At 71.8% G+C, this 13709-nt stretch carries 11 protein-coding genes; 9 read left to right on the top strand and 2 right to left on the bottom strand.

The features are described from left to right. Positions 1–281 precede the first annotated feature (281 nt). From ACSIH6_RS02550 to cds1, 5 genes are all read left to right on the top strand, one after another. Complete coding sequence (locus ACSIH6_RS02550; protein ID WP_435106136.1) at positions 282–3077, top strand: glycosyl hydrolase; 2796 nt, start codon at positions 282–284, stop codon at positions 3075–3077. A 291-nt stretch (positions 3078–3368) separates the two neighbouring features. Beyond that, entirely contained in the window at positions 3369–5849 is a 2481-nt protein-coding gene (locus ACSIH6_RS02545; protein WP_435106134.1) for a DNA gyrase/topoisomerase IV subunit A, read from the top strand. A 90-nt stretch (positions 5850–5939) separates the two neighbouring features. Then, entirely contained in the window at positions 5940–6467 is a 528-nt protein-coding gene (locus ACSIH6_RS02540) for a beta-class carbonic anhydrase (protein WP_435106132.1), read from the top strand. Positions 6468–6678: 211 nt separating this feature from the next. After that, positions 6679–7005: a tetratricopeptide repeat protein gene (locus tag ACSIH6_RS02535; protein WP_017565283.1), complete on the top strand. Its 327-nt coding sequence runs from the start codon at positions 6679–6681 to the stop codon at positions 7003–7005. Positions 7006–7172: 167 nt separating this feature from the next. Then, positions 7173–8315 carry an L-cysteine desulfhydrase Cds1 gene (cds1, locus tag ACSIH6_RS02530; protein ID WP_435106130.1) on the top strand — a complete coding sequence of 381 codons (1143 nt, stop codon included), beginning with the start codon at positions 7173–7175 and terminating at the stop codon, positions 8313–8315. Between the two features lie 9 nt (positions 8316–8324). Here the strand turns inward: cds1 and ACSIH6_RS02525 are convergent, their stop codons facing one another. Beyond that, positions 8325–10430, bottom strand: a complete 2106-nt coding sequence (locus tag ACSIH6_RS02525) for a DNA gyrase/topoisomerase IV subunit B (RefSeq protein WP_435106128.1) — start codon at positions 10428–10430, stop codon at positions 8325–8327. Positions 10431–10785: 355 nt separating this feature from the next. Between ACSIH6_RS02525 and ACSIH6_RS02520 the strand changes: the two genes are divergently transcribed. Next, positions 10786–11004: a DUF7455 domain-containing protein gene (locus ACSIH6_RS02520; RefSeq protein WP_013154321.1), complete on the top strand. Its 219-nt coding sequence runs from the start codon at positions 10786–10788 to the stop codon at positions 11002–11004. A gap of 46 nt (positions 11005–11050) precedes the next feature. Here ACSIH6_RS02520 and ACSIH6_RS02515 read toward each other — a convergent pair whose 3' ends face one another. Beyond that, entirely contained in the window at positions 11051–11728 is a 678-nt protein-coding gene (locus ACSIH6_RS02515) for a GNAT family N-acetyltransferase (protein ID WP_435106126.1), read from the bottom strand. Between the two features lie 170 nt (positions 11729–11898). On the opposite strand from ACSIH6_RS02515, the gene ACSIH6_RS02510 reads away from it, so the two are divergent. The 3 genes from ACSIH6_RS02510 to yaaA all read left to right on the top strand — a co-directional run bounded on the left by ACSIH6_RS02510 (position 11899) and on the right by yaaA (position 13384). Further along, positions 11899–12240: a hypothetical protein gene (locus ACSIH6_RS02510; protein WP_435106124.1), complete on the top strand. Its 342-nt coding sequence runs from the start codon at positions 11899–11901 to the stop codon at positions 12238–12240. Positions 12241–12460: 220 nt separating this feature from the next. After that, positions 12461–12598 carry a hypothetical protein gene (locus ACSIH6_RS02505; RefSeq protein ID WP_435106122.1) on the top strand — a complete coding sequence of 46 codons (138 nt, stop codon included), beginning with the start codon at positions 12461–12463 and terminating at the stop codon, positions 12596–12598. Positions 12599–12643: 45 nt separating this feature from the next. Beyond that, the gene (gene yaaA, locus ACSIH6_RS02500) at positions 12644–13384 is read left to right on the top strand and encodes a peroxide stress protein YaaA (protein ID WP_435106119.1); all 741 of its coding nucleotides are present in this window, start codon (positions 12644–12646) and stop codon (positions 13382–13384) included. Positions 13385–13709 lie beyond the last annotated feature (325 nt).

Genomic DNA, 13709 nt, shown 5'->3' with positions numbered 1-13709 from the left:
ACGGACACGCGGCCGACCTGGGACGGAGTCCCCCGTAACCCTCACGGGCACTCCCGGTAACAGAAGGGATACTTTCCACTTTCCTGGCATTGCGCTCCTCCGGCCGGGACTGAACACTCATTTACCAAGGCTCAGGCCTGGGAGCGCTCCCGCCCGCAGAGGGTGGACGCTCTCCCGCGGAAGCGAGCGAAAGGCGCAGTATGCGGCACCCTTGGAGTCGACCGTCCCCCCACCATCCCCCCAACGGACCGACGACCGCACGGCGCGCGCGGTCCCCGCGCATGGGCGTCCTGGCCGCCGCCACGGCCCTGGTCTGCGCCGCGGGCGTGGCCTCCGCCCCTCCGGCCGCCATGGCCGCCGAGGTCCCCGTCGGCTCCGGCGGCTACAGCGACACCCTCCCCGCCGGAGCCCCCGGGCCCTCCGACCTGAACGGCGCCCCGGTCGACCCCAAGGTGACCGACGACTTCGAGGGGCACGCCCCCACCAACGAGTGGTGGTCGTCGCTGATCTTCCAGCGCTACCCCGACAGCCCCCACGGTGAGAACCTCTTCGCCCACCCCGCCAGCTTCCACCCCCACGAGGGCGGACTGGAGATGGGCTACCCGCAGGACCCCCAGATCGTCGCCGACGGCCTCAAGTACGAGCACCCCCACACCGCCGACCTGTCCCTGGGGGTCCAGGGGCTGTCCTCCCCCGACACCCGGGTCGCCGACCACGGCGACTGGACCGTCACCGCGCGCTGGGAGGGCTCCGGCCGGACCCTGCGCGTGACCATCGGCCAGGGCCTGCCCTTCGCCTACGCCGACACCGCGGGCGGCGACGCCCAGGTGACCTTCTCCGGCACCCCCGAGGTCTGGCACCAGGACGGCTCCGTGGTCGGCGCCAGCGTGGGCGGCCGCCACTACGCGCTGTTCGCCCCCTCCGACGCCCCCTGGACGCGCTCGGGCGACACCTTCACCGCCCCGACCGGCGCCGAGGGCCACTACTCCGTGGCGGTCCTGCCCTCCCCCGAGGACCTGGACACGTTCGCCCCCTACGCCCACTCCTTCGTCACCGGCTCCCGCGTGGAGTACGACTACGACGAGGCCGCCGCCACCCTGACCAGCACCTACCGGGTGGAGACCGAGCCGCGAGAGGGGAGCGGGGAGGGCACGCTCATGGCCCTCTACCCGCACCACTGGCAGGAGGCCGCCACCCCCGTCACCGACCTGTCCTACTCCTCCCCCCGGGGCGAGATGCGCGTGGCGGAGGGCGCGAGCTTCACCACCGAGCTGGCCACCCAGGGCATCCTGCCCAGCCTGCCGACCGTGGACAGCGCCGACCACGACCGCATGCGCCAGCTCATCGACGAGGTCCTGACCGAGCAGGAGCACTTCCCCGAGCCCGGCGACACCTACTGGGACGGCAAGGCGCTGGGCAGGCTGGCCCAGCTGGTGCCCATCGCCGACTCCATCGGCTACGCCGAGGGCCGCGACGCGCTGTTGGACCTGGTCAGGGGACGTCTGGAGGACTGGTTCACGGCCGGAGGGACCCGGCAGTTCGCCTACGAGGCCGACTGGGGCACCATGCTCGGCTACCCGGACAGCTTCGGCTCCGCCACCGAGGTCAACGACCACGACTTCCACTACGGCTACTTCGTCTCCGCGGCGGCCGTCGTCGCCCGCTACGACAGCGCCTGGGCCGCCGAGGACGCCTGGGGCGGCATGGTACGCCTGCTGATCCGCGACGTGGCCGAGACCGACCCGAACAGCGACATGTTCCCGCGTCTGCGCTCCTTCTCGCCCTACGCGGGGCACGGATGGGCCTCCGGGCACGCGGGGTTCGCCGCCGGGAACAACCAGGAGTCCTCCTCCGAGGGCATGCACTTCGCCGCCGCCACCGCGCTGTTCGGCGCCCTGACCGGCGACGAGGAGCTGCGCGACCTGGGCGTGTACCTGCACACCACGCAGGCCTCCGCCATCACCCGCTACTGGCAGAACCACGGCGGCGACACCTTCCCCGAGGGGTTCGAGCACGATGTCGTCGGCATGGTGTGGGGCGACGGCGGCGACTACCGCATCTGGTGGGACGGCGGCGACGAGGAGCACTACGGCATCAACTACCTGCCCATCACGGCGAGCTCGCTGTACCTGGGGCACGACCCCGAGCACGCCGGGGCGATGTACGAGTCGCTGGTGGACCGGCTGGGCCGCGAGCCGCAGATCTGGCGCGACATCCACTGGGAGCACCGCGCCCTCTCCGACGGCGACGACGCCCTGCGCATGTTCGAGGAGCAGTGGAGCACCTACGAGCCGGAGGCGGGCGAGTCCAAGCCGCACACCTACCAGTGGGTCTCGACCCTCGCCGAGGTCGGCACCGTGGACACCTCCGTCACCGCCGACACCGCGCACTACGCCGTCTTCACCGACGGCGGGGAGCGCACCCACGTCGCCTTCAACCCCTCCGGTTCCCCGCTGACCGTCACCTTCTCCGACGGCGTCGAGCTGGAGGTGGAGCCGCGCTCGCTGGCTTCCACCACGGGCGAGGGCGGCGGCGGTGACCCCGGAGGCCCGGGCGACCCCGGCGACCCCGGCGACCCGGGTGAGGGCAACGTCGGCGACGGCGGCCTGCACCTGACGCCCTCCGCGCTCTCGGACGCCCCGCACGGCTCCGCCGACGAGATCACCGTGGCCTCCGCCGGGGGACGCAACCAGGACGGCCTGCCGCCGGGCGACCGCGTGGTGCTGCGCGCCGACGACCTGACCGGCACCCACACCGGCGGCGCCACCGCGTTCTCACTGCCCGTGGACTCGGGGAACGCGGTCGGCAACGCGGTCCAGGTCCGCGTGGTCTACGACCTGGACGGCGACGGCACCGACGACCGCACGGAGACCTACCGCTACTTCGCCACCAACGACCTGGACGGCTGGGAGGAGTACACGCAGGGCCAGGGCGCGGCGAGCGCCGACGGCTCCCTCGGCGACCTGGAGGGCGGCTCCGTCCGCGTCGAGCTGTGGAGCGCCCTGGGCAACGCCTCCTCGCGGGTCCTGGTCGGCCCCGACGGCGGCGCCTCGGTCACGATCCCCTTCACCGACTGACGGCCCCGGTGCCCCGGCGCCCCTCTCGGGCGCCGGGGGCACCGGCCGTCCCGGCCCGGGACGCGCGAACCGAAACGGGCCGCGCCCGCGGCTCCGTTTCGGGAGTTCTGGGCATGATCGGTGCGTTGTGCGACCGTCCGGCACCGAAGCACAGAAACATCGCGGACCCGCCCATCGCCATACAACCCGCACGTCGCACGGGTACGCGCGACGCCGCGTCACGAGACTCACACTCGTCCGGCGACGCGTCCTTGTACGTTTCAGTCTCTGGCACAGGCCAGAATTACGGACATGGCCCGTACTACTTCCCGTCCCCCCGAGGATCTCGCCGAGAAGATCATCGACATCGACGTCTCCGAGGAGATGCGCGGCAGCTTCCTGGAGTACGCCTACTCGGTCATCTACCAACGCGCGCTACCGGACGCGCGCGACGGTATGAAACCGGTGCAACGGCGCATCCTCTACCAGATGAACGAGATGGGGCTGCGGCACGACCGCGGCCACGTCAAGTGCGCCCGCGTCGTCGGGGACGTGATGGGCCGCCTCCACCCCCACGGCGACAGCGCCATCTACGACGCGCTCGTGCGCCTGAGCCAGTCCTTCGCCATGCGCGTGCCCCTGGTGGACGGCCACGGCAACTTCGGCTCCCTGGGCGGCGACGACGCACCCGCCGCCATGCGCTACACCGAGGCGCGCCTGGACCGCGCCGCCGAGCAGCTGGTCGCCTCCATCGACGAGAACGTCGTCGACTTCCGGCCCAACTACGACGGCCAGGAGACCGAGCCCGAGGTCCTGCCCGCCGCCTTCCCGAACCTGCTGGTCAACGGCGCCTCCGGCATCGCGGTGGGCATGGCCACCAACATGGCCCCGCACAACCTGGGCGAGGTCGTCGCGGCCGCCCGCCACCTGATCGCCAATCCCGAGGCCACCCTGGAGGAGCTCACCGAGTTCGTACCGGGCCCGGACCTGCCCACCGGCGGCACCATCGTCGGCCTGGACGGCATCCGCGACGCCTACCGCAACGGCCGGGGCACGTTCAAGACCCGCGCCACCGTCGCCGTCGAGAAGGTGTCCGCGCGCCGCACGGGCCTGGTGGTCACCGAGCTGCCCTACAGCGTGGGCCCGGAGAAGGTCATCAGCCGGATCAAGGAGCTGGTGCAGTCCAAGAAGCTCCAGGGCATCTCGGACCTGAAGGACCTGACCGACCGCACCCAGGGCCTGCGCCTGGTCATCGAGCTCAAGAACGGCTTCAACCCCGAGGCGGTCCTGGAGGAGCTGTACCGGCTCACGCCGATGGAGGAGTCCTTCGGCATCAACAACGTGGCCCTCGTGGACGGCCAGCCCCAGACGCTGGGCCTGCGCGAGCTCCTCGACGTCTACGTCAACCACCGCATCGACGTGGTGCGCCGCCGCAGCGAGTTCCGCCGCGCCAAGCGCCAGGAGCGCCTGCACCTGGTGGACGGCCTGCTCGTGGCCCTGCTGGACATCGACCGGGTCATCTCCCTGATCCGCGAGGCCGAGGACACCGCCGCCGCCCGCGAGTCGCTCATGGGCGCCTACGACCTGTCGGAGATCCAGGCCCGCTACATCCTGGAGACCCCGCTGCGGCGCCTGACCCGCTTCGACCGGATGGAGCTGGAGACCGAGCGGGACAAGCTCAACAGGGAGGTCGACGCCCTCACCGCGGTCCTGGAGTCGGACAAGAAGCTGCGCCGCCTGGTCTCCAAGGAGCTGGGCGACGTCGCCAAGGAGTTCGCCACCCCGCGCCGCACGCAGCTGCGCGAGAGCGACGGCGTGGCCCGCAGCGCGGTGGTCCCGCTGGAGATGGCCGACAAGCCCTGCCACGTGCTGATGGGCGTGGACGGCGCGATCGGCCGCAGCAAGGGGGCCACCGTGCCGCGCGTGTACGAGGGTCTGCGCACCCGGCACGACGCGGTCCACGTGTCCGTTCCCACCACCTCGCGCTCCGACGTCGGCCTGGTCACCGACCTGGGGCGGATGATCCGCGTGCCGGTGGTGGAGCTGCCGGAGCTGCCCGACGAGGGCGGGGACAGCCCGCCGCTGGCCTCGGGACTGGACGTGTCCGAGTTCGTCCAGCTCGACGGGGACGAACGGGTGGTGTCGGTGGTGTCCATGGACACCTCGGGCCCCGGCTTCGCCCTGGGCACGCGTAGCGGCGTGGTCAAGCGGGTCTCCCCCGACTACCCGCCCAACAAGGACGACTTCGAGGTCATGACGCTCAAGGACGACGACCGCATCGTGGGCGTCACCCAGCTGTCCACGGGCGAGGAGGACCTGGCCTTCATCACCTCCGAGGCCCAGCTGCTGCGCTTCTCCGCGAACACCGTGCGGCCCCAGGGTCGGCCCGCGGGCGGCGTGGCGGGTGTGCGTCTGTCGGAGGAGGCGCGGGTGCTGTGGTTCGGCGCCGTGCCCAGCCCGCAGGACTCGGTGGTGGTCACCGTCTCGGGCTCCTCGGGCGCCCTGGACGGCACCCAGGCCGGTTCGGCCAAGGTCACGCCCTTCGAGGCCTACCCGACCAAGGGCCGCGCCACCGGCGGCGTGCGCTGCCACCGCTACCTCAAGGGCGAGGACACCCTGCTGTTCGGATGGATCGGCCGCTCCCCCGCCCGCGCCGCGCGCGCGGACGGCAAGCCGGTCCGCCTGCCCGACCCGATCGACCGTCGGGACGGGTCCGGTGACGCGCTGCCCCGCGCGATCGTTACTGTAGGTAGCGGACAGACCGACTCCGGGATCACCGTTCCCGGAGCGTAAGCCTGACTCGTCTCGGAGAGCGCCGCGCGCACCGGATCCGCCCGGTGCGCGCGGCGCGTCCGCGACCACGGGACAAGGGAGCGCCTCCACGTGAGCGACAACAGCGGTACCACCCCCTCCAGCGTCTTCGAGGACCTCGTCGAGGCCAACGAGGACTACGCCGAGTCCTTCTCTCTCGGCGGGCTCAAGCCCGTCGCCGCGCGCGGCCTGGGCCTGGTGACCTGTATGGACTCCAGGATCGATCCGCTGGGAATCCTCGGCCTGAAGCCGGGTGACGCCAAGGTCCTGCGCAACGCGGGCGCCCGCGTGGACGACGGCATCCTGGACACGCTGGTGCTGGCGGCCTACCTGCTGGAGGTGGACCGCGTGCTGGTCATGCCGCACACCCGCTGCAAGATGGCGTCGGTGGCCAGCGACAGCGTCGTGCACGACCTCATCGAGGAGGAGCACGGCGTGGACACCCGCAGCCTGGACTTCCACACCGACAGCGACCAGATGGGGGCGCTGCGGCGCGGGCTGGAGCGCATCCGCCACCACCCGCTGCTGCCCGAGGACCTGCCGGTCGCGGGCGCGCTGTACGACGTGGACACCGGCCGGATCACCCTGACGGACCTGTGACCCCTCCCGAGCGGAGGCGGTGACCGCGGCCGACCACGTGTGCGCCGCACGTGCGCGGGGATCTCTTCAGTGGGGGCGGAGGCGCCAGGAGGGCCCGGCGGGCTCCTCCCGGCGCCTCCGCCCCACACGCCCCACACGCCCCACCAGGGAATGCGACCGGCACACCGGCCGTTGTGATCCGGGACGGCCCCGCGCCGTCGGAAGGAGCACCGTGGAAGAGAACACCTACGACACCTTCAACCGCGCCCGCATGTTCATGGAACTGGGCGACCCCATCTACGCCGCCCGCACCCTCGAACCGATCGTCGAGGACGAGCCCGACAGCCGCTCCCTGCTGGAGCTACTGGGCCGCGCCTACTTCCACTCCGCGCAGCTCAACAAGGCTGAGCGGACCTTCCGCAGGATCATCGAGCTCGACCCGGTGGACAACTGGGCGCACATCGCCCTCGCGCGCACGCTGGAGCGCCAGAGCCGCCACGAGGAGGCGGCCACCTACCGGCGCATGCACGCGGTGATGTCCGGCGGCTCACTGGACTGAGCGGCCTCCCCGGGCCGCCGCACCCGCGTGCGCACAGGGCCGGGAAACCCCTCGTCCCCGAACCGCTTCCCCGCGGCCGGGCCAGCCGGAGACCCCCGTCCGAGGCAGGAGCGAGGCCGGGCCCCGTGGGGCCCGGCCTCTCCCGTGTGCGGGCTACGCTGCTGGGCATGGCATCCTCACCGACAGGTCCGCGGCCCGGCGACGACACCCCGTGGGTGGACCGGTGCGACGACAGCGCCCGCTCCTGGGCGGACGAGGCGGTACGCAGGGTCGTCGCCGACGCCAACCGCTCGGCCGACACCCACCTGCACGTGTTCCCGCTCCCACCGGAGTGGGGCATCGACCTGTACCTCAAGGACGAGTCCGTGCACCCCACGGGCAGCCTCAAGCACCGGCTGGCGCGCTCGCTGTTCCTGTACGGGCTGGCCAACGGGTGGATCCGGGAGGGCACCACCATCGTGGAGGCCAGCTCGGGCTCCACCGCGGTGTCGGAGGCCTACTTCGCCCAACTGGTCGGCCTGGACTTCATCACGGTCATCCCGCGCAGGACCAGCCCGGAGAAGATCGCCCTGATCGAGCGCTACGGCGGCAGGTGCCACTTCGTGGACGCCCCGCCCGCGATGTACGCCGAGGCCGAGCGGCTGGCAGCCGAGACCGGCGGGCACTACATGGACCAGTTCACCTACGCCGAGCGGGCCACGGACTGGCGGGGCAACAACAACATCGCCGAGTCGATCTTCGAGCAGCTGGCCATGGAGCGCCACCCGTGCCCGGAGTGGGTCGTGGTGGGCGCGGGCACCGGCGGCACCTCCGCCACCATCGGCCGCTACCTGCGCTACCGCCGTCTGGGCACCCGGCTGGCGGTGGTGGATCCGGAGAACTCGGCGTTCTTCCCCGGCTGGGTCACCGGCGCGCCCGACTACGCCACGGGCATGCCCTCCCGGATCGAGGGAATCGGCCGCCCCCGTATGGAGCCGAGCTTCGTGCCGTCGGTGATCGACCTGATGATGCCGGTGCCCGACGCCGCGAGCATCGCCGCGATGCGCCACCTGCACGACCGCACCGGGCTGTCCGCCGGAGGCTCCACGGGCACCAACCTGTGGGGTGTGTGGCACCTGGTGGCCAGGATGCTCCGTGAGGGGCGCAGGGGCAGTGTGGTCACCCTGATCTGCGACGGCGGCGAACGCTACCAGCACAGCTACTACAACGACGCCTGGGTGTCGGAGCGGGGCCTGGACCCGAAGCCCTACCGCGCGACCATCGACCGGTTCCTCACCGAGGGGGTCTGGGAACCGCCCCAGACCCCCTGAGGGGCCCGGTCAGGCGTCGATGCGGGCCACGTCCAGCTCCTGGGCGCCCTGCTGGATGAAGCGGCGGCGCGGGGCGACCTCGTTGCCCATCAGCAGGTTGAACACGGCCGAGGCCTCCTCGCCCTGCTCCACCCGGATCCGGCGCAGGGTGCGGTAGCGCGGGTCCATGGTGGTCTCGGCCAGCTGGTCGGCGTCCATCTCGCCCAGACCCTTGTAGCGCTGCACCGGCTCCTTCCACGAGATCTTGCGCTTCTCCAGGTCCAGCAGCGTGCGGGAGAGCTCGGCGTCGGAGTAGGTGTAGATGTAGCGGTCCTCGGGCTTGCTGCCGCGCTTACGCCGGGTGTTGGTCAGCTCGATGCGGTGCAGCGGCGGCACGGCCGCGTACACCCGCCCGGCCTCCAGCATCGGCCGCATGTAGCGGTAGATGAGCGTGAGCAGCAGGCAGCGGATGTGCGCGCCGTCCACGTCGGCGTCGGCCATGAGGATGATGCGGCCGTAGCGGGCCGCGTCGATGTCGAAGGTGCGACCCGAACCGGCGCCGACCACCTGGAGGATGGCCGCGCACTCGGCGTTCTTGAGCATGTCGGTGACCGAGGACTTCTGCACGTTGAGGATCTTGCCCCGGATCGGCAGCAGCGCCTGGAACTCCGAGTCCCGGGCCAGCTTGGCGGTGCCCAGCGCCGAGTCGCCCTCGACGATGAACAGCTCGCTGTGCTCCAGGCCCTCGCTGCGGCAGTCCACCAGCTTGGCGGGCAGCGCCGAGTTCTCCAGGGCGGTCTTGCGCCGCTGGGTCTCGCGCTGCTGGCGCGCGGCCAGGCGGGCCTTGGCGGCGCCGACCACCTTCTCCAGGACGCTGCGCGCCCTGGCCTTCTCCACCTTCTTGGTGGAGGTCAGGAACTCGCGCAGCTCCTTGCCGACCACCTGGGAGACGATCCTGGTCGCCGCGGAGGTGCCGAGGATCTCCTTGGTCTGGCCCTCGAACTGGGGCTCGGGCAGGCGGACGGTGACGACCGCGGTGAGCCCCTCCTGGGTGTCGTCCTTGGTGACGGGGTCGTCGCTGTTCCTCAGCAGCTTGGTGGTGCGCAGCTGCTCGTTGATCACCCGCACCAGGGCCCGCTCGAAGCCGTTGATGTGGGTGCCGCCCTTGGGGGTGGCGATGACGTTGACGAAGGAGCGCACGGTGGTGTCGTAGCCCGTGCCCCAGCGCAGGGCGACGTCCACGTCCAGGCGGCGCTCGACGTCGGCGGGCACCATGTGCCCGGCGTCGTCCAGGACCGGGACGGTCTCGGTGAAGTTACCGCTGCCCTGGATGCGCAGCACGTCGCTGACCGGCTCGTCGGGTGCCAGGAAGGTGCAGAACTCGCCGATGCCGCCGTCGAAGCGGAACTCCTCCTCGTAGGCGGGCTCCCCCTCCACGCGCTCGTCGCGCACGGAGATGGTCAGCCCCGGCACCAGGAACGCGGTCTGGCGGGCCCGGTCCAGGAGCGCCTCGCGGGCGATGTCGGCGTCCTTGAGGAAGATCTGCATGTCCGGCCAGAACCGGACGCGGGTGCCGGTGATCTTCTGGGCCACCTTGCGGACCTGCTCCAGGCCCGAGACGGGCGTGAACTCGGCGTCGGGGCCGGCCCCGGCGAAGCGGCCGGGGATACCCCGGCGGAAGCTCATCGCGTGGGTGTGGCCCTGGCGGTCGACCTCGACGTCCACGCGGGCCGACAGGGCGTTGACCACCGAGGCGCCGACGCCGTGCAGGCCGCCGGAGGCGGTGTAGGAACCGGAGCCGAACTTGCCTCCCGCGTGGAGCTTGGTCATGACCAGTTCCACACCGGACAGGCCGGACTTGGGCTCGGCGTCCACGGGGATGCCGCGTCCGTCGTCGCTCACCGACACGGACCCGTCGGAGTGCAGTGTGACGTCGATCCGGAGGCAGAAGCCGCCCAGGGCCTCGTCCACGGAGTTGTCGATGATCTCCCACATGCAGTGGGTGAGGCCGCGGCTGTCGGTGGACCCGATGTACATGCCCGGCCGTTTGCGCACCGCCTCAAGACCTTCGAGGACCGACAGGTGTCGGGCGGAGTAATCCTCGGGGTCGTGGACGGCTGCGGTCAAGGCGGTCACTCGGACATCTCCTGCGTCTTCAGGGCCATCAGGGCGCTGTGCGGTGCGTGCCCTTTGTACCGCGCCGCACTGACGAATGGGGGGGCGGCGTGCCGGTCGCTTGCTACCGCCGGGACACGGCGGGAGGACGGGGGCCTGCCCCGCGCGAGACTACCACCTCCGGTGGATGCGACCCGGATGCTCCCCTTTTCCTGGGATGCCAGACCAAGAGGCGGGTACAACAAGGACATGAGACGACATCCAGGCATCAACCAGGCAGATTCCGCTGTCGGCGTACACGGGGCCAGGTTGGGAACGTCCTGGTCGGGTTAAATGTTGTCAGAGGTGACTAACGCCGAGTATTGAGGATGGCGAAGTGACTGGAACCCTTGCCCCCACCCAGCCGCTGACGGCTGCTGACCGTTGCGACCGCTGTGGTGCGCAGGCTTACGTCCGGGTGCTGCTGAACTCCGGCGGCGAGCTGCTGTTCTGCGCCCACCACATGCGCAAGCACGACGACTCTCTCCGCAAGATCGCCTCGGACATCCAGGACGAGACCGACAAGCTCACCGAGAGCAAGACGGACGAGCGTTAGCCACAGAGCACAACAGAACAGGCCTGAACACCGGCGGCGGCTCCCCTCAGGAGCCGCCGCCTTCGCGCGAGCCCTCCCACACACGGCTGTGGTACCGGGACACCTCGGTGAACCCCGCACGCCCGTACAGCCGCAGCGCCGGGACGTTGTCGGCGACCACGCACAGGTAGGCCCGCCGCGCGCCGCGGTCGTACCCCCAGCGCAGCAGGTCGGCCAACAGCCCGGCGGCCACGCCGCGTCCGCGCGCCGCGGGGTCGGTGAACATGGCGCAGACCGCCACCGACTCCCCGTCCAGCACCGCGGCGCCCCGTCCCAGGCCCCGCTCGGCCACCCCGTAGGCGGCGTCGACCCGGCCGAGGATGCGCGCGGCCTCGGGAGCAGGCCATCCGGGCCCGGGTGAGGCCGACACCGAGGACGTGCCCGGGGCCTCGGGGCGCTCGCCGAGGTCGCGGGCCAGGACCAGTGAGGACTCCACCACCGCGTAGCCGTGCTCCGCCAGCCTCCGGTCGACCTCCTCCTCGCCCGGCCACACCTGCACGCAGGGCCTCAGCCCGCGCCCGGTGTAGTAGGCGGTGACCTCCGCGACCCGCGCGTCCGGGTCCAGCACGAGCGCGCAGTTGGCGCGCTTGGTGATCCCCTCGGCGAAGCCGAACCGCCAGCCGCCGCGCTCCTCCACCTCGAACGGCGGCCAGTCCCGCGTCACCCGCCGCGCCCACTCGTGCACGTCCGCTCCCCTCTCCCGAAGCCGCTGATGCTACCCGGCGGGCTCACGGCGCCCGGAGGCGCGCCCCCGGTACGGGCACTCGGCGGACCGTCGTGCCAGCGTTCCTGACACGGCGCCCTCCCGATACCTAGGATGGCGGCATGCGCCCCACTCGCCGAAAGGGCCCTCGTGTGTCCGAATCCCTGAGGACGGCCCTGCTCCGCGACCTGCCGGGACGGGCCGAGACCCCCGTGCCCGGCCCCTTCCCCGGCCGCTGGCCGACCGCCGTCTCCCTGGCGGCGGCTCCGCCGCTGCTCCTGGCGGGCGAGCTGGCCAAGGCGCCGCACCACTTCTTCTTCCCGGACCAGATCGCGGCGTACTCCAGCGCTCCCGGCCAGATGACCTGGGGTACGGGCTCTGGTTCGCCGGGCTGCTGTTCCTGGTGCCCGCCTTCGCCGGACTGGCCACCGCGATCGCCAGGACCCGGCCCGTGCTGGGCACCGCCGCGGGGATCGTGTGCCTGCTCGGCCTGATGGCCGCGGCCTTCTTCGAGGGCGCCAACTTCGTCGCCCTCCAGCTCGCCGGCGCCCACTCCCCGGAACTGGCCACCGCGTTCGTCGAGTACCTCTACCCACGGTCCCACGTGGTGTACGCGCTGGTGTGGGCCCCCAACCTGGGCTGGGTGCTCCTGGCCGCGGGGGGCTGCTCGCGACCCGTTGCGTGGGCCCGGTCCGCTTCCTGTGCGTCCTGTCGATGGCACTGCACGCCAACGGCATCCTCAAGGGCTTCAGCGTCGCGGGCACCGCCTTGGACGTCCTGCTGTGCGTCGCCTTCGTCACCCTCGCCGTGCAGGTCCTCCGCCGCCGGACGCGGGCCCCGGACACGCCCTAGCATGGGCGGGTACCCGACCACCGCCTCCACCTGGGAAGTTCCACCATGCTCATCCTGCTGCCGCCGTCCGAGGGCAAGGCCGCCTCCGGCGAGGGACCCCGTCTCGACCTCGGGACGCTGACCCTTCCGGAGTTGACCAGGGCCCGCGAGCGGGTCATGGCGGCGCTGGCGGACCTGTGCTCGGGGCCCGAGGAGACCGCGCTGGAGACCCTGGGGATCAGCGCCAGGCAGGCCGACGCGCTCAAACGCAACCTGGACCTGGCCACCGCGCCGACCCTGCGGGCGGCCGACCTGTACACGGGCGTGCTCTACGACCGGCTCGGCCTCCCCGAGATCCCCGACGCCCGGGTCCTGATCTTCTCCGGCCTGTGGGGTGTGGTCGGACCCGCCGACCGGTTGCCCCCCTACCGCCTGTCCATGGGCGTGAAGCTGCCGCCCCTGGGCGGCCTGGGCACCTACTGGCGCCGCGCGGCGACCGCGCCCCTGGACGAGCTCACCGGGGGACAGCTCCTGGTCGACTGCCGCTCGTCCACCTACGCCGCCGCCTACGCTCCGGGCACCGGCGTGGCCGTCAGGGTGCTGCGCGAGCGCACGGTGGACGGGGTCACCAGGCGTACGGTGGTCAGCCACATGGCCAAGGCCACCCGTGGCGACATCGCCCGCTCCCTGCTGTTGGAGGGCGTGGACGCCGCCACCCCCGAGGAGCTGCTGTCGGCCCTGCGCGACCTCGGGCACACCGTGGAGCTGCCCGACCAGCGCGTCCTGAACGTCGTCGTCCGCGACTGAAGGACGGCGCTGAGGAACCACACTGGGGAAACGGGCGCGGGCCGCTGCGGCGGGTCCGCGTCCGTCAGCGTGCGCCCGGAGCAGTCCCTCGGGCGCACGGAAACGGGGAGCAGCCAGAGGCCACTCCCCGTCACATAACGACTCAGTATCGCGACTTTATGTCGCACCTACAGTACGTGCGGCACGATGGACACCGTCGGATGGATGACACAGCGCCCGGGAGAACAAGGACGCTCCCGAGCGCGACTGGCACCCCGGAGCACCAACGGGGGCTGCTCCGGCACACGCGGACGTCGCCACAGCCGCGCGGACCTGGGGGCACCGG

It is taken from the genome of Nocardiopsis synnemataformans, from assembly GCF_965343085.1.
GTDB classification, from domain to species: domain Bacteria; phylum Actinomycetota; class Actinomycetes; order Streptosporangiales; family Streptosporangiaceae; genus Nocardiopsis; species Nocardiopsis alborubida.
The sequence above is the reverse complement of the archived record's forward strand: the minus strand, read 5'-3'. Positions and strand labels throughout refer to the sequence as shown.